The sequence below is a fragment of the Clostridium fungisolvens genome, from assembly GCF_014193895.1.
Taxonomy (GTDB): domain Bacteria; phylum Bacillota; class Clostridia; order Clostridiales; family Clostridiaceae; genus Clostridium_AR; species Clostridium_AR fungisolvens.
In genome coordinates, this window is the sequence record NZ_BLZR01000001.1 from 1,644,188 (window position 1) to 1,660,848 (window position 16,661).

Genomic DNA, 16,661 nt, shown 5'->3' on the forward strand with positions numbered 1-16,661 from the left:
GTAAGGAGATCCTTATATGGAAATAAAGTTTGAAATAGCTAATATTGAAGATGCTGAAGTATTGGTTGAGGTTAGAAATCTAAGTTTTTTTTCAGACTATATAAAATATGGTGAATGTCCAGGATACAATATATCAATAGAAAGTATGACTAATACACTACTCAATACTAAAATAAAATCATACAAAATATTTAGTGATGAAAAAGTCGTAGGTAATATAAGCGTTAGAGAAAATAATGATAATACTTGTTATATTGGTTGCCTTTGTGTAATACCTAGTTATGAAAATAGAGGAATAGGACAACATGCCATAAGGTTTGTTGAAAAAGAATTTTCCAATGTAACTGTATGGAGTTTAGAAACACCAGCAGATAAAGAGCGAAATCATTATTTCTATAAAAAGCTTGGATATAACATTGTTGATGAATATATGAGCGGTTCAGTTAAGGTAGTGTTGTTTGAAAAGAAGCTACTCTGTAAATAAAGTAATACTATTATTTATAGGTTTATCAATTTAAATAAGGAGAGAGGTATGAAGAAAAAAATATTATTAATAGCATCAATCCTATTAATCATAATAGCAGCAGTAATTTTGTTTATCGGTATAGGAGAAGGTAACAATTCAGCAAGAGTTATAGCACTTGTTTTAATATTGGTTGCAAATGTATTAAATATTTTTAGAAATGCTGATAGGTGGAAACAAGGAAGATAAATTCAACTGGCCCTATGTTCGAGAGTTTCTGATGATGGAGTAAAGACTAGTGAATAAATTATTTTAAAGAACATAAGGAGATGTATGTATGAACCTAATAAAGAAAGATAAGTTAGCTTTTATAATTATAATTGTGGTAGCTTTAGCATCTTCTTTTACTGGGTGCTACCATAAAGAAAAAAGTACAGTAAAAGCAATTTATTTATCACCTAAAGAAGGCGGACAGCTTACCAAAGAAGATCTTGATAAGTATCCAGAGGTTCTGCGTGTAACTAGTCAAAAGGAAATGAAAGCTTTAGTTACTAAAAACACAGCGATTTGGATAGATAAAGATTCTGTAAATTTAGTTGACTCAGATTGGCTTAGTGAACAAGCTAAGAATAAATTTCCTATTGTACTTGTTGGATATAACGACCCTATATACTCTTTTAGAGATAAATTATCATGTTTTAACATCAAAGGTCCTTACATTGACTGGAGCAAACAAAAATTAGAGCCTGGGTTTAGCGTTGGAATGTTTAAAGAGCAAACAGCTGAAGAAAGTTCCGTATTTTTGAAGAAGTATGACATGGTTCCAGACACAAAACAAATACTATCAATAACGAATATTCTGCTTGATGGCAAGTTACCACAATAGAATTTAGATTTATGATCTTAAAGACTTAATGAAATTTTTTGTAAGAATGCATATGATAAGAATACTTTTATATCATAGCAAGTTATAAGTTTGATAAGCTTTAAGCTAATTCTATAAAACACCGTACTAGAAATAGTTACGGTGTTTTACTTATAACTAGAAAATAAAGGTGCAAAGAAGTTAGTAATAAAATGTTTTTTTTCAGAAATAGAAAAGAGTATGCAAGTTTTGAAACGATAATTGATTAATATAAGGTGGTATGCTAGTCTTATTACATAAACTTTTAAAAGTTTGCGTAATAAGTTTGGAGAGTGGGGACAACCAATGAAAAATCGTTATAGTTTAAGTTTTAAAGCCTTCTATTTTATATATTTAGGAGCTGTTGGAACCTTCATGCCTTATGTAAATGTATATTTAGAAAAAAGTGTGGGATTAAATGGTTCTCAGATTGGATTAATTGCCGCATTAAGTTCAGTAGTTGGATTTACTGTAATTCCTATCTGGGGAGTAGTTGGAGATAAAACTAAAAGATATAATGCTTTATTAAGAGTATCTCTTGCTGGGGCTTTAGTGATGGTTGCTTTATATCATAAAGCAGCAACATATCCAATGATAGTATTCTGTGCAATTGGTTTAGAAACAATGCGATTAGGTACTATACCTATGTCGGATACTGTAACTACTAAGTACTGTCACGAAAGTGGTGACAATTATGGAGCTATTAGAGCTATGGGGTCACTAGGATATATGCTAGCAAGTATGGTAGTTGGGTTTTTAGCAGATAAATTTGGATTAGATGGGCCTATTTTCGCTAGTTATGCTTTCTTATTAGCTATAGCTATTCCAATTAGTTTTACTTTCCCTAAAAAAGGCAATGAGGAAGAGCGAGAAGAAGATACGCTGCAAAAAAGTAGCTTTAGGGAACTATTGACCAATAGAAATTACATATTTATTTTGTGCATTGCTATTCTTACAACAGTAGTAGTAGATTCTGCAATGAGTTATGCTGGAAATCATCTGGTATCTACTTTACACGGTACCAAATCATTAATTAGTTGGATGACTTTTATAACAGTGCTGCCAGAAGTATTATTCTTAATGGTTGCTATTAAGTTTATTAATAAAATAGGTTTCAAGAAGTATTATATTTTGGTTGTTATTTCAATGATAGTGAGATTTGGAGTTTATTCATTTTCTAATAATCAATATGCATTCTTGGCAGTAAGTATTGTTCATTGTTTAGGTGTTGCGATGGTTACAGTGGGAAACTTGACTTATATTAGGAATTCAGTTAATTCGGCAGTTTTAGGTACTGCAATTACTTTGTTCAATGCAGCCATGTCTATTGGAAGAGCTATATTTGGATATGCATTTGGAATTGTATACCAATATGGCAATAGTTACATGATTTATATGCTTGGAACATTAGCTTTTGTAGCTGCTTTAATTATGTTAATTAGGACAAACCATTTTGATAAAATGGATGTAAAAAATGGACATATATTTTAAAGTTATTAGTTTTTTAGATTTGGGAGAATGAAATGAGTGAACTTTCTGGAAGGCCTAATATTCTAAAGAGATTAAATAGTGACATAATCAAAAATGCTTTGAAAAACTTAGAATCTGCAACTAAGGCAGAATTAGTACAAGAGACAGGGATAAGTCTTACTACTGTTGGAGTTATACTGAGTAAGCTTATAGAAGAGGGCGAGGTTCAAAATCAAGGTTACGATGAGTCGAGCGGAGGTAGAAGGGCTGAAAGATACACTCTTAATCTTAATTATTCTCTGGCAGTTGCTTTATGTGTTGAGAATAAATACTTAGATTATGCAGTAGGTAATTCAGCTGGAGAACTATTAGAAGAAGGACGAGTAGAAATCACTGAAACTAAACAAATTAATGCAGTGGAAGATGTTTTGAATAGCTTAATAGATAAGTTTGATTCAATAAAATGTATTGGTATTGGAGTGCCTGCAGCAGTAGCCAATGGACGCCTTTTTACAGGGACAAAATTAGAAGAATGGCATAACTTTAATGTCCAGGATTATCTTGAAAAGAAATATAATATTCCAGTCATTATGGAAAATGATCTTAATGCAATAGCAGTTGGTTTTGCTAATAATCATCTTAAAGAAGATGGAGTTTCTTCATCTAAATTTTTAAATATGATTTATATCAACTTTATGACTACTGGTATCGGGTCAGGTATTATAGCTAATGGAATGCTAATTAGAGGATTTTCAAATTATGCTGGTGAAATATCTTTTCTTCAACTTGGCAATGGAGATACCTTTGCTTCTACAGTTACGAAAGAGCACACAAATGATGAATATGCAAATGCAATAGCAATAGCCATAGGAAACCTAAGCTGTATAGTAAATCCAGAGTATGTTGTAATAGGTGGAGACGCATTTGAAGAGTATAATTTAGATTTAATAAATGAATATTGTTCTAGGTATATTCCACAGAATGTTAGACCTAAAATCATACACGCAGAAGACTATAGAGAGGATTATATTTCTGGAATAATGCACCTTACTATAGAAGAAATGAATTCAGGGATTAGACTAGTGACAACAAAAAGATTATAACTTGCTTTCAATTTTTTGAAACTTCAAAGCAAAAGATTAGAGCGATAGGTTTGATAGTTATTTTTAAATATATTCAAGTAAGTAATATATAGGAGATATAGAATGATTGAATTTAATTATGAAAATGATGATGGAAATTATGAGGATGATGACAAGGATCACGAAAAAAATATAATTATGCTTCAATTATTGCAAGATACTCAGTTTATACTAGAAATGCTAATAAAAAAGATCACTATAGTTGAAGCTAAGCTTGAAGTCAAGCAAAGCTATAGTGATGATGAATTACTAAGGTCACTAATGATACTATATAATAAAAGAAAGAGTAAATTTACTGATTTAATAAATAATGAAAAGTAGATATTTAAAATCAATAGGAATTGAATCTAAACTAGTAAGTGCTATATGTAGTACAAGTATAATTAAATGGTATATAATCTAAAATCTCTTTGATGTTAGGTGAGATTTTTATATGGAGGAAAAATGAGCGAGAAGAAAATAGGAAAAGTTACTTTATATCTAATGAGACACGGACAAACTATTTTAAACAAGGCTGAAAGAGTGCAAGGTTGGTGTGATGGAGTACTTACAAAAGAAGGAACAGAAGTTGCTGTAAATGTTGGACTTGGGGTAAGTGATATTAAATTTAAGGCAGTTTATAGCAGTGACCTAGGTAGAGCTACAAAAACTGCAAAGATTGTAATCAAGGAAAACAGAGCCAGTGATACTTTAGAATTAAGAGAAGTGGAAGGATTAAGAGAAGTATACTTCGGAAAGTTTGAAGGAGAACTTGAACGAGTTAAGTTCAATGCTATTCTTAATTACCTTAATGTAAGTTCCTTTGAAGAAGCAATAGAAAAATATGATTTTCAAAAGGAGTATGTAAATTCCATTGCTGCTTTAGATGAAACAAAGGAAGCAGAAGATCATGACACAGCATTAAAAAGAATTATGGAAGCTTTAAAAGAGATATGCCTACAAAATTCTAGTGATAGTGATGAAAATGTGCTTGTAGTATCTCATGGAGGGATAATTAGACTAGTTATAAGTTATTTGGATAATAGCTTTGATTTAAGACATATGGAAAATTCAAGTATATCAAAGATAGTATACAAAGATGGGAATTTTACAGTTGAATCTGTAAATGATACTAGCTATTGTGAAAAAGGTAAAGCTATGAAGCGTGTAATTAGCTAATCACAAATATGTTATAAGCATTCTTTTATATTGAAAGATATAAAAGAATGCTTTATTTATACTAATAAATCAAACTCTTATACAATAACTTGCCTCTTTCTATGGAAACAATCACAGCTTAAGCTAAAGAATTTATTAAATATCATTAAGGTGGTTGATAATAACTCATAAAGTGGTATAATTCATATATATCTTAGTGACGAGGTAACTTTATGAGAGCGGAATTACTGAACAGTATACAAGTATTCCTTATTCTAATATTCTTTATAGGTTTTATTGCCTATACTATTAGAGAAGCAAGAAATTGTATAAAAAGATTTAAATATAATTACATAAAGAAGACATATTCAAAAGCTCTAGATTTTTCTAGGTTTATGATAAAAGAAAGCTATTTTTCCTATGAAAAATATGACATTTGGCGGTATTGTGAGCTTTTTTAGATGAAGTGATGTATCTTAATATACTTTACTAATTAGGAGGAAAATTATGAACATCATTTCAAATCTATTAAATTCGATACTTGGTTATTTCTTTAATATAACAGGGGATTTTGGTATAGCTATAATACTCCTTACATTAGCGGTGAGGGTAGTGTTAATACCATTATCTTTTAGACAGAAGTTTGGAATGCAGGAACAGCAAAAACTTGCAAAAGGGCTAGAGGAAATAAAAGAAAAATATAAGGATAATAAAGTAAAATTAGAAAGTGAAACACAAAAATATTATCAGGAAAATTCAAAAAGTATTTTAGGATGTTTAACGAGCTTTCTTCAACTACCTATATTTTTTGCATTATACAATGTGATATTAAAGATGCCAATGAGCACGGCAACTATGCTCGTTCCTTGGGTAGCAAGTTTAAAAATGGCAGATAATTTCTTCATTATACCTACTGCCTATGTAATATCAGTGTTAATTCCAAACTTACTACCTTATGTACCATTTCTAAGCATAACAACTCAGGCTAAAATTAGTAAGACTAATATATTAGTATCCAGTATAATGAGTGCAATAATAACTTTTAAAGCTCCTATTGCACTTGGACTATATCTAATAACTACGAGTTTATTTTCTGCTATAGAAGAAATAATCTTTAGGATTTATGTAAGAAGAAGAGAACTTGTTGCTTAAAAATCTAATTATTAATATATAAAACTTTTAACATCTCACTATTCAAAATCATTAGTGAGATGTTTTGTTTTTTACTTTGAAAAAAATATAAGCATTAGTTTAAAACCAGAGCAAGTTTCATTATTTTGTAAAGCCTTTAACAGAAAAGTATATTTTGTATGATATAATGTTAGGGTGAAAAATTTATTACACTTTTTTTATATGAGGTAAATGAGTATGTTATATATAGATAAAGACAAATTTAATAAGGAGCTAAAAGCTGATTGTAAAAACTGTTTCGGCTTGTGCTGTATAGCTTTGTACTTTTCAGCTTCAGATGGTTTTCCAACCAACAAAGAGGCAGGTAAGCCTTGCATAAATTTAAAGGAGGATTTTACCTGTTCTGTTCATACGAGTCTTATAGGTAAGGGACTTAAAGGCTGTACTGCATATGAATGCTTTGGTGCAGGTCAAAAGATAGCTCAAGTAACTTATGATGGAGAAGACTGGCGTAAAGTACCTGAAGTTTCCAAGCAAATGTTCGAAGCTTTTCTAGTAATGAGACAGCTTCATGAAATGTTATGGTATCTAACTGAAGCTTTTAATATTCATAATGAGAGTCAAATAAAACAAGAAATAGGATTATTAATTAATAGAACAGAGGAGATTACGCTTCTGGATGCTGAAGAACTTTTAAAACTTGATGTAGAAGCTCATAGAAATAAGGTTAATATGTTTCTTAGAAATACCAGTGAGATGGTGCGTAATAATGCTAAAAATGTAGGGAAATATAGCGGTAAAAAGAGAAGGCCAAGTGCTAAAAGGTTTGACTATTTCGGTACTGATATGAGGAACATGGATCTTAAAGGTGCAGATCTGAGAGGTACATGTCTAATTGCTGCAAATCTTAAAGGTGTTGACTTGAGTGGAGCAGATTTAATAGGAGCAGACCTAAGAGACGCTGATCTTTGCGGCTCAAATCTTGGAGATGCAATATTTCTTAATCAAGCGCAAATAAATGCAGCAAAGGGAGATGTTAGTACAACACTTCCATTGAGGGTAGTACGTCCAAGTCATTGGATTAAGTAATTAAAAAAAGATTTAAAATGAACTTTTTATTTAAGAGCACTTTATATTTACAATTTTAAGGCAGTTTAAAACATCGTAAAATTTAAAAGTTAGGATTTTACGATGTTGTTATTTTTATAATCTATTATATTAAAGTTAGTCTGTAGCATCGGATTGCTTACAAGCTTCATCTAGGTGAGGGTAATATTTAACAGACCAAGATTCAATTTCTTTAATAATTTTAGTTAAATCTTTTCCTTTGTCAGTAAGGAAATACTCAACCTTTGGAGGGATTTCTGCATAAACCTTCTTATCTACTAAATCTTCAACTTCCAATTCCTTAAGCTTTTCATTTAGTACCTTCTGACTTATGCCTTTAGTAATCCGTTGAAGTTCTAAAAATCTTTTAGGCTCATCGTATAAATGACAAAGCAAAACAGCTTTCCACTTACCTCTAATAAAATCCATAGCAAAATCTAATAAGCAAACATATTTTTTGCCATTATAACTAATCATTCAATTACCTACTTTCAACCTTTTGATTCAATTTGCTAAAAATACAATTATTAAAAAATTTTAATTTCAATAATACTAAACAGGATCAAGTTCGATTAAATACTAATTAGAATTACAGTATATATTAAGCAAGCTCATAATTGCAAATCCAGTGATAAAAATATATGTAGTCTGATAATAGTATAAAATTTAGTTCTCCTTAAAACATAGAGAACATCATAAATCTTACTAAAAAGTAAGTCATCTAACTAAAAAGTGCGTACTTGTGCCTTAATTTACTGAACCATATAATAAGCACATGATTTTAAATTAAAGTGTGTGGAGGTATTAAGTATGAAAGTTGTAGCTTTTAATGGGAGTCCAAAAAAAAATGGGAATACTTATGAGGCAATTAAGGCAGTGGCTGCTGAATTAGAAAAGGAAAATATAGAGGTAGAAATTATTCATGTTGGTAATAAGACAATTCGTGGATGTATGGATTGTGGTGGATGCAGCAGGAATATGAATGAAAGATGTGTAATGCAGAATGATGAAGTCAATGACTGGATTCAAAAAATGAAGGAAGCTGATGGGATTATTTTAGGATCACCTGTACATTATGCTGCTATACCAGGAACTATGAAGTCATTTCTAGATAGAGCATTTTACGTTACGTCCATTAATAATGGAATGCTTAGACATAAGGTTGGTGCAAGTGTTGTGGCTGTAAGAAGAGCTGGAGGAGTTCCTGTGTTCAATCAGTTAAATAATTATTTAAATTATTCTGAAATGTTAATGCCTACATCTAATTATTGGAATGTAGTCAATGGAACAGCACCTGGAGAAGCACTACAAGATGAAGAGGGAATGCAAATTATGAGTGTATTAGGTAAAAATATGGCATGGTTATTAAAGCTTGTTAAGGCAGGGGCAGGTACCGTAGAAGAAAATAAAAGAGAAGATAAAATATATACTAATTTTATAAGATAAGTATTTTTGTAGAATATTTTCATTTTTCTTTAGATTAACTAGAAACTTATTCTGGAAAAAGTACTACAGTGATATAATTCAAAGTAGTATAAAAGTTAGGAGTGAGGAAATAGTGAGAGAAAATGAAAAATTGAAGATACAAAAATTATGTGATATAGAAAATTTAAAAGTTCATGGAAGGACCACTGGATGTATTTCACCTCTTACATTATTCTGGACAGGTAGTGCTATTGAATTGAACGCAAAAGGTACAGAACTTTGGATTGAAGTAGAGGTTGACTATGATGTCTGTGAACCTTGGATTAGTATAGTTATTAATTCAGTTCCTGTAAGTAGACAAATGCTAGTAGCGGGAAGATATTGGATTTGCATATTTAGAGGAATGAATAAAGATGTCATAAAAAATATTAAGGTAGTGAAAGATGTACAGGCTATGAGCGAAGATCCAGAATGTTTAATGCAAATACATGCAGTAAAGTTTGATGGAGAGTTCTTTCCAGTAGAAGAAAAACAATATAAGATTGAATTTATAGGAGATAGCATAACCTCTGGTGAAGGAGCAATAGGAAGTAAAGCTGAAGATGATTGGATTCCTATGTGGTTTAGCGCCATAGATAATTATTGCAATCTTACATCAGAAGCTATAAATGCAGATTATAGGATTATTTCTCAAAGTGGTTGGGGAGTATATACAAGCTGGGATAATAATCCTTATTACAATATACCTAAATATTATAGTAAGGTATGCGGATTGCTTACTGGGGGGGAAAACGAAAGTTTAGGGGCATTTAAAGAAAATGATTTTGATTCCTGGCAACCAGATGTTGTAGTGGTTAATCTTGGGACAAATGATTCAGGAGCATTCAATAATCCAGAATGGAAAGATGAAATAAGTGGTAAGACTCATAAGCAACGATTGAATGAAGATGGTACTTATAATAGAGAAGATTTACAAGCCTTTGAGGAGGCAGTTTATAATTTTCTAGTTCAGATTAGAAAATATAATAAGAAAGCTCAAATTATATGGGCATATGGAATGCTTGGTATACCTATGATGCCAGCTATCTATCGAGCTGTAGACATCTATGTTAAAGCAACAAAAGATAACAAGGTAACTGTATTCCAACTTCCAAACACCACAGAAGAAACAGTTGGCGCAAGGAATCACCCTGGCTTGTTATCTCATAAAAAAGCAGCAATAGAACTAAGTGGATATATAAAAGAGTTGTTGAAATAACATTAGTATAAAGACAAAAACTTTGATTGATAGCTTATATAAATAAGTTTTTAGTGTAGATAATATAAGAATTCTCATAATAATGAGGGTTCTTATTTACTGTATAGGAAAGTTTGAAATTTTTTATTAGCTAAACCTAGTAATATCAAGGGTTTAGAACAGCTGTTTAGGGTTAACAGTAAAAAAAAAATCATATCCGCGTGCCAGATTTTCCTCATATACATTCTGAAAGGCAGATGCGTTAAAAAGGCTCACTGAAGAAGGTCGCTTCAGCGACTTTTTTATTGTAAAGAAAGGCATCAGGTTTCTATGAATGTTAAAGCTACATACTTAAATGGTTTTAGAAATCCTTTGGCTATTCAATAAAAAATAAAAATTATGCGCCTGTAAGGTTTCTAATGTATATCCTTAAAGGAAGATGAATAAAAAAGTGAGCTTTATAGGTTGTTACAAAAAGCAGTTACATATATTGACAACTAAGTAAAAGCAAACTACAATGAAAAAGTAGCGATGAACCGGCTGTTTACATCTTTTTATGCAATCGGTTGCATTTTATTGTGAGTAATAAATAAAAATATTTGTGACTAAGTAATAAGCACTAGCAATATTAAGAAACTAATAATATTTAATAAATATGTGCTTCAATATAAGTTGTTAAAGAACAATAAGGTTAGTAGAGTTATCTTTATATGTTGAAGCTAGGAGGTTAATACATGATCGTATTAGAGAATGTTTGTAAAGAATTTAAAACAGTAAAGAAGCAAGAAGGGCTTAAGGGAGCATTTAAAGGATTATTCTCAAGAGATTATACTTTGAAAAAGGCAGTTGACAACATGACCTTCACAATAAATAAAGGTGAGATAGTAGGTTATATAGGCGCTAATGGTGCAGGTAAGTCTACCACAATAAAGATGATGACTGGAATACTTACACCCTCCAGCGGCAAAGTCACTGTAGATGGTATAGTGCCATATGAAAATAGGACAGAAAATGCAAAGAAAATAGGAGTAGTTTTTGGACAAAGAACTCAGCTTTGGTGGGACTTAGCCTTAAGAGAAACCTTCACCGTGTTGAAAGAAATATATGAAGTTTCAAATGAGGATTTTGAGTATAGGATGAAGTTTTTGGACGACGTATTGGGACTTGGCGAATTCATGGCAACACCTGTAAGAAGTCTTTCCTTAGGTCAAAGAATGAGGGCCGATCTTGCAGCATCACTTCTTCATAACCCTAAAATATTATATCTAGATGAACCAACCATTGGACTTGATGTAATGGTCAAGGAAAAAGTAAGAAAAGCCATTAAGGAAATAAATAAAGAATTTGGCACAACCGTTATATTAACTACTCATGATCTAAATGATATTGAAGAACTTTGTAACAGAATAATAATTATAGATAATGGTAAGAAAATCTATGATGGAAGCATTGAAGCAATAAAGAGTACCTTTGGGTACATGAGTCAAGTAGAGATTAAAGTAAAAAGTACTGAAGTGTTTAAAAGTTTTGACATTAATAAGTCACTAAATTTCTCAAAGGAAGACTTATTTATAGAAGAAGGGGATGGCTCAGTAATAGTAACCTTTAACAAAAATAAAATCCCTGTATCAGATATAATATATGTAATTATGAAAGAGTGCCCAGTAATAGATGTATCAATCAAAGAAACAAGCATAGAGGAGATAATTAAGAAGATATATAGGAATGAGGTGAGCGTTTAATGAAAAGGTTAGCAAAAGTCTATATGCCTTTCTTAAAATGTTCTATTCAAAGATTTGTAGCCTATAGAGCAAATGTGTACATGTTCATATTAGGAAATATAATAGCGACCTTTGTAGTTTATTATCTTTGGAAAGCTATCTTTGCTAATTCTCCTCAAGGAGTTATGTATGGTTTTACAGCTGCTGAGATGGCTTTATATGTATTTATGAGTAGGATAACAGCTGGAATATTAGATAATAATGCAACTTATTTTGTAGGAGGAGAAGTTAGGGACGGATCCATAGCTATGTCGTTAATCAAGCCTATAAATTTCATGGGAAGAGTGCTTTTTCAATGCTTTGGAGGAACAGCAGCTTTTCTAATATTTGCAGCTGTACCTTTATGGGTAATATTGTTGATTGTGAGATATATAACTATTGGAGAGCTTCCACCGGATATAATGACTTTAGGATTATATTTAATTAGTTGCATATTAGCATATTTTGTTCTCTTTTTCTTTAACTATTGCGTTGGGTTACTGGCCTTTACTTTTACAAATCTGTGGGGTATCTCTCAAATACAAGCAGCAGTTATTGAATTTTGCTCAGGGTCTCTAATACCATTAGTGTTTTTTCCACACTGGTTTCAGAATGTATTGAAGTTTGTACCTTTTTCATCGATGAATTATACTCCCATAATGATATATCTAGGAAAGATAAAAGGCTATGAAATCCTAAGTAGTTTATTAGTTCAAGTGGTTTGGATAGTTCTACTTGCTCTCTTAAGCACTTTCATGTGGAATAGATCAATGAAGAAACTAACCATACTTGGAGGTTGATGTTATGAGATATGTTAAGCTTTATAAAAAGTTTTTAATCCAATATTTAAAGAGCCTAATGGAATATAAAGTGGATTTTTTCTTTGGGTTGTTCGGATTTTTCTTAATCCAAGCCTCTGGTATAGCTTTTATTAACCTAGTATTTAACAATATCCCAACCCTGAATGGGTGGAGTTATTATGATATGTTATTTATCTACGGATTTGCACAGTTACCTAGAGGGATAGATCATTTAATTATGGATAACATTTGGATTTTTGCAAGAGATATGGTGATTCAAGGAACATTTGATAGATATTTAGTAAGACCGATAAACCCATTTTTTCAAATGATATCTGAGAGATTTCAACCTGATGCCTTTGGAGAAATTATTGTAGGAATAGTGATTTTAGCTATTTCAGTACCTAAGATAAATATCTCTATATCTATATTGAATATACTAATTTTCATAATATTAGTATTTGCTGGATCGGTAATCTATACCTCCATAAAGTTGTTTTTTGCATCCTTTGCTTTTTGGATTAAAAATTCTATAAACCTTGTTTTTATGGTTTATAACATCAGTACTTTTGCAAAATATCCAATAAGTATTTATCCAAGGGCAATAAGTATTGTAGTTCAGTTTATTGTTCCTTTTGCTTTTACCGCATTTGTTCCTGCAGAATATATGTTAGGTAAGGTCAGTTTTGTTTATGGAGTAGGAGGAACCATACTTTGTGCAGGCGTGGCCTGGATACTTGCATATGGACTCTGGAATCGAGGAATTAAGAGTTATGAGAGTTCAGGAAGTTAGTCTATAGATAAGCCTGTTCCAAATAAAATCTCTAAATAAGATATAATGCCTATACTTTTAAAATCCCTCTTAGTTATAAGGGGGATTTTTGAAAATCCAAAATAAAAATAAAAAATATGTTGAAATTATGGAAAATTATAATTATAATCTACATGTAGACCAGTCACCATAATAAATTTGAAAGGTGTAAATTTAATAAGCTTATGGGAATTAATACAAATGCAAAAGCTAAATTTATAGAGACGTCATGTAGACTTTTTGAAATAAAAGGATATCATGCAACTGGATTAAATGAAATACTTAAGGAAAGCGGAGCTCCAAAAGGTTCTTTCTATTATCATTTTCCAAATGGAAAAGAAGAGCTTGCTTTAGAATCAATTAAATTTGCACGTGATAAGATAACTAAGAACTTAAAAAAATCCTTAGATAGATTCAATAACCCAATTGAAGGTATTACAGCTAATATCATAGGTTTAGCTGAAATATTAGAAAACGAGAAGAAGCTAAGAGATATGTCAATAAGTTTATTAGCTTTAGAAATCTATGATACAAGTGAAATTTTACGTGAAGCCTGTGAACAAACCTTTTCTTCTATAGAAGATATATATTTTGAGAAACTTACAGAGTATGGTGTAGATAAAGATAGAGCTAAAGAAATAGCAACGCTTATTTTATCATTGACAGAAGGAGCTATAATCCTTAGTTTAACTAGAAAAAATGGTGAAGCTTTGAGAACAGCAGCTAAGCAAATTAAAACACTAATAAAAGTATAAAAGTTTATTAAGAGTTATCTAAAGATTACACTTAAATACAAAATATCTTTAGATACTCTATTTTTATGAGTCTTAATTATGTAGACTGGTCTAATGAATGGAGGAGAATTAATGGAAGCAAAAAACAAAGTTAATACTGCAAAAAAGGTGAATTCAACAGCAATCATAGCAGTACTAGTACTAAGTGCATTTATTGCAACATTTAATGAAACTATATTAAATGTTGCGTTATCGGGAATCATGAAAGAAATGGGAGTTAATGCAGGAACAGTTCAGTGGATAATTACAGCATATATGATAGTTACATCTGTAATGGTGCCTGTTACTGCTTTTCTAATACAAAGCTTTAAGACTAAAAACTTATTTTTAAGTGCATTAGGGCTATTGCTTGTAGGAACTATATTAGCAGTATTTTCTAAATCTTTTAGTATGCTATTAATATCAAGGATGATTCAAGCATCTGGAACAGGAATGATGATTCCAATTATGATGAATACAGTATTATTAGTGGCGCCAAAAGAGAAAATTGGGGCATCAATGGCTATATGTGTTTCAGCCATATCACTTGGGCCTGCGTTTGGACCAACAGTATCAGGAATAATATTACAGTACTTTAGTTGGCATGTTTTATTTATTACTTTAATTCCAGTCATAATGTTAGTTATGATTGCTGGAAGCCTAATCTTAGTAAATATTGCGGAGCTTACAAATCCAAAGTTAGATATTATATCAGTCATGTTATCTACTTTAGGCCTTGGGGCTATAATATATGGAATAAGCAGTATTAGTGGTAGTGATATTAAAATTGCTTTAGCAAGCTTCATACTGGGACTTATTGCAACTACAATTTTCGTAAAGCGACAACTTATTCTAGACGAGCCTATGCTTAATCTATCCCCGTTTAAGTATCCTAAGTTTGTAATAGGTGTATTATTAGTTATGGTGTCTATGATGGTTATGTTCACTATGAATGTAATGTTACCCATGTATTTAGAAGGATCTCTTGGAAAAACAAGTTTTGTTGCAGCTCTTTCACTATTACCAGCTGTAATCTTTAACGGAATAGCAACGCCAATAGGTGGGAAATTATATGATAAGATTGGTGTGAAGCGTTTAGTACCTATGGGGATAGCTATAATAGCTATATTTACACTTATGCTATCTTTTTCTACTGACGAAACATCATTGGTTAGAGTTGTAATAACATATATATGTTTGTGCATAGGAGTAGGTTTCACTATGTCACCTTCTCAAACACATTCCTTAAATCAATTGCCTAAGAAATATTATCCTGATGGAGTTGCAATAGTGAATACACTTCAGCAAGTTTCAGCTGCCATTGGATCTTCACTTTTCATTGGAATAATGTCAGCAGTTCAAGTTAAGACTTTAGCCTTAGGCAATGGGACAAATGAAGCGGCAGTGGCAAAAGGTTTTTCAACTGCAGCTTTAGTAGCCTTTGGTATTGTAATAGCAGGTCTTGTTTTATCCGTTTCTTTTGGAGAAACTAAGAAAAAAGCTCAAGAAGAAATAAAAGCTGCATAATATGGATATGCATGGTAAAATATTTTTAGCATATTTGAAAGGAAGTGTCTTTATGTTTAATAGAAAGAGCAGTGTATTAAGGGTGGTTTTTGAATAACACGCCTGAGATACTTTTAAATATTATCGCCTTGCGTGTTATTCTTTTATCACCTTTATTTGGTTAAAGAAAATAAGAATAACATATTAAAGGAGAGTATTAAATAAATGAGAAATTTTATAAAAACTGAAAGCTATTATAAAAGGTATGGAAAGTTTTTTGAAGAAAACAAAATGCTTGGACCAAATGCAATGTGGTTAATAGAGATTCTTTGTGAAAAGATGGATTTAAAACCTGATATGCGTGTATTAGATATGGGTTGCGGAATGGGATTAACTTCAATATTTCTTGCTAAGGAATTTGGGGTAACTGTATTTGCAAATGATCTATGGATAAATCCAACTGATAATTATCATCGTTTTGTGGAGATGGGGGTAGAAGATAAAGTATTCCCAATTCGAGCAGAGGCTCATTCGTTGCCTTATGCTGAAGAATATTTTGATGCTGCTATTAGTATTGATGCATACCACTATTTTGGAACTGATGAAATTTATTTTCCTAATTATTATTCAAAGTTAGTAAAGAAAGGTGGGCAATTTGGAATTGTGAGCCCTGGGCTTACAAGAGAATTCACAAATGGTCTACCTGAGAAAATGAAAGAGTTTTGGGAACCAGATATGTATTGTTTCCACAGTGCTAGCTGGTGGAAGGAATTATGGAGTAAGACTGGTATTGTTGATGTGACTTATGCAGAGACAATAGAAGATGGAAAAGAGTTATGGAGATCCACTGCTGATTTTGATCTTCATGATGCTGATATAGAAAATTATCTAACACTTATAGCAATGACTGCAATTAAAAAATAAAACAAATAAGAGTTGGGGCATATGAAATCGATAATTCATGTGTACCAACTTTTTTCGTTTTATTGCAACCG

18 protein-coding genes are annotated in these 16,661 nt (G+C 31.3%); 17 read left to right on the plus strand and 1 reads right to left on the minus strand.

All coding sequences use genetic code 11. The features are described 5' to 3' along the window. Nucleotides 1–16 precede the first annotated feature (16 nt). From bsdtw1_RS06780 to bsdtw1_RS06820, 9 genes are all read left to right on the plus strand, one after another. Nucleotides 17–484, plus strand: coding sequence for a GNAT family N-acetyltransferase (locus tag bsdtw1_RS06780; protein WP_183276840.1), 468 nt, complete (start codon nt 17–19; stop codon nt 482–484). Between the two features lie 48 nt (nt 485–532). Then, nucleotides 533–712: a hypothetical protein gene (locus bsdtw1_RS06785; protein WP_183276841.1), complete on the plus strand. Its 180-nt coding sequence runs from the start codon at nt 533–535 to the stop codon at nt 710–712. Nucleotides 713–800: 88 nt separating this feature from the next. Continuing rightward, complete coding sequence (locus bsdtw1_RS06790) at nt 801–1,349, plus strand: hypothetical protein (RefSeq protein WP_183276842.1); 549 nt, start codon at nt 801–803, stop codon at nt 1,347–1,349. Nucleotides 1,350–1,673: 324 nt separating this feature from the next. Then, nucleotides 1,674–2,858: an MFS transporter gene (locus bsdtw1_RS06795; protein ID WP_183276843.1), complete on the plus strand. Its 1,185-nt coding sequence runs from the start codon at nt 1,674–1,676 to the stop codon at nt 2,856–2,858. Nucleotides 2,859–2,890: 32 nt separating this feature from the next. Then, nucleotides 2,891–3,940 (plus strand): ROK family protein, encoded by a 1,050-nt coding sequence (locus bsdtw1_RS06800; RefSeq protein ID WP_183276844.1) that lies wholly within the window; start codon nt 2,891–2,893, stop codon nt 3,938–3,940. Between the two features lie 102 nt (nt 3,941–4,042). Then, nucleotides 4,043–4,300, plus strand: coding sequence for a hypothetical protein (locus bsdtw1_RS06805; RefSeq protein WP_183276845.1), 258 nt, complete (start codon nt 4,043–4,045; stop codon nt 4,298–4,300). Nucleotides 4,301–4,423: 123 nt separating this feature from the next. Continuing rightward, nucleotides 4,424–5,137, plus strand: coding sequence for a histidine phosphatase family protein (locus bsdtw1_RS06810; protein WP_183276846.1), 714 nt, complete (start codon nt 4,424–4,426; stop codon nt 5,135–5,137). 486 nt (nt 5,138–5,623) lie between these two features. Next, nucleotides 5,624–6,268: a YidC/Oxa1 family membrane protein insertase gene (locus tag bsdtw1_RS06815; protein ID WP_183276847.1), complete on the plus strand. Its 645-nt coding sequence runs from the start codon at nt 5,624–5,626 to the stop codon at nt 6,266–6,268. A gap of 216 nt (nt 6,269–6,484) precedes the next feature. Beyond that, nucleotides 6,485–7,336 carry a pentapeptide repeat-containing protein gene (locus tag bsdtw1_RS06820; protein ID WP_183276848.1) on the plus strand — a complete coding sequence of 284 codons (852 nt, stop codon included), beginning with the start codon at nt 6,485–6,487 and terminating at the stop codon, nt 7,334–7,336. 135 nt (nt 7,337–7,471) lie between these two features. Here bsdtw1_RS06820 and bsdtw1_RS06825 read toward each other — a convergent pair whose 3' ends face one another. Further along, nucleotides 7,472–7,831, minus strand: a complete 360-nt coding sequence (locus bsdtw1_RS06825; protein WP_183276849.1) for a winged helix-turn-helix transcriptional regulator — start codon at nt 7,829–7,831, stop codon at nt 7,472–7,474. A 333-nt stretch (nt 7,832–8,164) separates the two neighbouring features. Here bsdtw1_RS06825 and bsdtw1_RS06830 point away from each other — a divergent pair, with 333 nt between their 5' ends. The 8 genes from bsdtw1_RS06830 (at nt 8,165) to bsdtw1_RS06865 (ending at nt 16,590) form a co-directional block, all read left to right on the plus strand. Beyond that, the gene (locus bsdtw1_RS06830) at nt 8,165–8,800 is read left to right on the plus strand and encodes a flavodoxin family protein (protein ID WP_183276850.1); all 636 of its coding nucleotides are present in this window, start codon (nt 8,165–8,167) and stop codon (nt 8,798–8,800) included. A gap of 112 nt (nt 8,801–8,912) precedes the next feature. Beyond that, entirely contained in the window at nt 8,913–10,037 is a 1,125-nt protein-coding gene (locus bsdtw1_RS06835; protein WP_183276851.1) for an SGNH/GDSL hydrolase family protein, read from the plus strand. 713 nt (nt 10,038–10,750) lie between these two features. Further along, the gene (locus bsdtw1_RS06840) at nt 10,751–11,758 is read left to right on the plus strand and encodes an ABC transporter ATP-binding protein (RefSeq protein WP_183276852.1); all 1,008 of its coding nucleotides are present in this window, start codon (nt 10,751–10,753) and stop codon (nt 11,756–11,758) included. Continuing rightward, complete coding sequence (locus tag bsdtw1_RS06845) at nt 11,758–12,576, plus strand: ABC transporter permease (protein WP_183276853.1); 819 nt, start codon at nt 11,758–11,760, stop codon at nt 12,574–12,576. Before bsdtw1_RS06840 ends, bsdtw1_RS06845 begins: the two co-directional genes overlap by 1 nt. A 4-nt stretch (nt 12,577–12,580) precedes the next feature. Then, nucleotides 12,581–13,369 (plus strand): ABC transporter permease, encoded by a 789-nt coding sequence (locus bsdtw1_RS06850; RefSeq protein ID WP_183276854.1) that lies wholly within the window; start codon nt 12,581–12,583, stop codon nt 13,367–13,369. Nucleotides 13,370–13,572: 203 nt separating this feature from the next. After that, on the plus strand, nt 13,573–14,142 hold the full coding sequence (locus tag bsdtw1_RS06855; RefSeq protein WP_183276855.1) for a TetR/AcrR family transcriptional regulator: 570 nt from the start codon (nt 13,573–13,575) through the stop codon (nt 14,140–14,142). 111 nt (nt 14,143–14,253) lie between these two features. Next, the gene (locus tag bsdtw1_RS06860; protein WP_183276856.1) at nt 14,254–15,687 is read left to right on the plus strand and encodes a DHA2 family efflux MFS transporter permease subunit; all 1,434 of its coding nucleotides are present in this window, start codon (nt 14,254–14,256) and stop codon (nt 15,685–15,687) included. Between the two features lie 204 nt (nt 15,688–15,891). Next, on the plus strand, nt 15,892–16,590 hold the full coding sequence (locus bsdtw1_RS06865) for an SAM-dependent methyltransferase (protein ID WP_205245272.1): 699 nt from the start codon (nt 15,892–15,894) through the stop codon (nt 16,588–16,590). Nucleotides 16,591–16,661 lie beyond the last annotated feature (71 nt).

What these genes read in the sequence shown, in the direction of transcription:
- bsdtw1_RS06780 (WP_183276840.1), top strand. Translation starts at nt 17, where the DNA reads ATGGAAATAAAGTTTGAAATAGCTAATATTGAAGATGCTGAAGTATTG.
- bsdtw1_RS06785 (WP_183276841.1), top strand. Translation starts at nt 533, where the DNA reads ATGAAGAAAAAAATATTATTAATAGCATCAATCCTATTAATCATAATA.
- bsdtw1_RS06790 (WP_183276842.1), top strand. Translation starts at nt 801, where the DNA reads ATGAACCTAATAAAGAAAGATAAGTTAGCTTTTATAATTATAATTGTG.
- bsdtw1_RS06795 (WP_183276843.1), top strand. Translation starts at nt 1,674, where the DNA reads ATGAAAAATCGTTATAGTTTAAGTTTTAAAGCCTTCTATTTTATATAT.
- bsdtw1_RS06800 (WP_183276844.1), top strand. Translation starts at nt 2,891, where the DNA reads ATGAGTGAACTTTCTGGAAGGCCTAATATTCTAAAGAGATTAAATAGT.
- bsdtw1_RS06805 (WP_183276845.1), top strand. Translation starts at nt 4,043, where the DNA reads ATGATTGAATTTAATTATGAAAATGATGATGGAAATTATGAGGATGAT.
- bsdtw1_RS06810 (WP_183276846.1), top strand. Translation starts at nt 4,424, where the DNA reads ATGAGCGAGAAGAAAATAGGAAAAGTTACTTTATATCTAATGAGACAC.
- bsdtw1_RS06815 (WP_183276847.1), top strand. Translation starts at nt 5,624, where the DNA reads ATGAACATCATTTCAAATCTATTAAATTCGATACTTGGTTATTTCTTT.
- bsdtw1_RS06820 (WP_183276848.1), top strand. Translation starts at nt 6,485, where the DNA reads ATGTTATATATAGATAAAGACAAATTTAATAAGGAGCTAAAAGCTGAT.
- bsdtw1_RS06825 (WP_183276849.1), bottom strand. Translation starts at nt 7,831, where the DNA reads ATGATTAGTTATAATGGCAAAAAATATGTTTGCTTATTAGATTTTGCT.
- bsdtw1_RS06830 (WP_183276850.1), top strand. Translation starts at nt 8,165, where the DNA reads ATGAAAGTTGTAGCTTTTAATGGGAGTCCAAAAAAAAATGGGAATACT.
- bsdtw1_RS06840 (WP_183276852.1), top strand. Translation starts at nt 10,751, where the DNA reads ATGATCGTATTAGAGAATGTTTGTAAAGAATTTAAAACAGTAAAGAAG.
- bsdtw1_RS06845 (WP_183276853.1), top strand. Translation starts at nt 11,758, where the DNA reads ATGAAAAGGTTAGCAAAAGTCTATATGCCTTTCTTAAAATGTTCTATT.
- bsdtw1_RS06850 (WP_183276854.1), top strand. Translation starts at nt 12,581, where the DNA reads ATGAGATATGTTAAGCTTTATAAAAAGTTTTTAATCCAATATTTAAAG.
- bsdtw1_RS06855 (WP_183276855.1), top strand. Translation starts at nt 13,573, where the DNA reads ATGGGAATTAATACAAATGCAAAAGCTAAATTTATAGAGACGTCATGT.
- bsdtw1_RS06860 (WP_183276856.1), top strand. Translation starts at nt 14,254, where the DNA reads ATGGAAGCAAAAAACAAAGTTAATACTGCAAAAAAGGTGAATTCAACA.
- bsdtw1_RS06865 (WP_205245272.1), top strand. Translation starts at nt 15,892, where the DNA reads ATGAGAAATTTTATAAAAACTGAAAGCTATTATAAAAGGTATGGAAAG.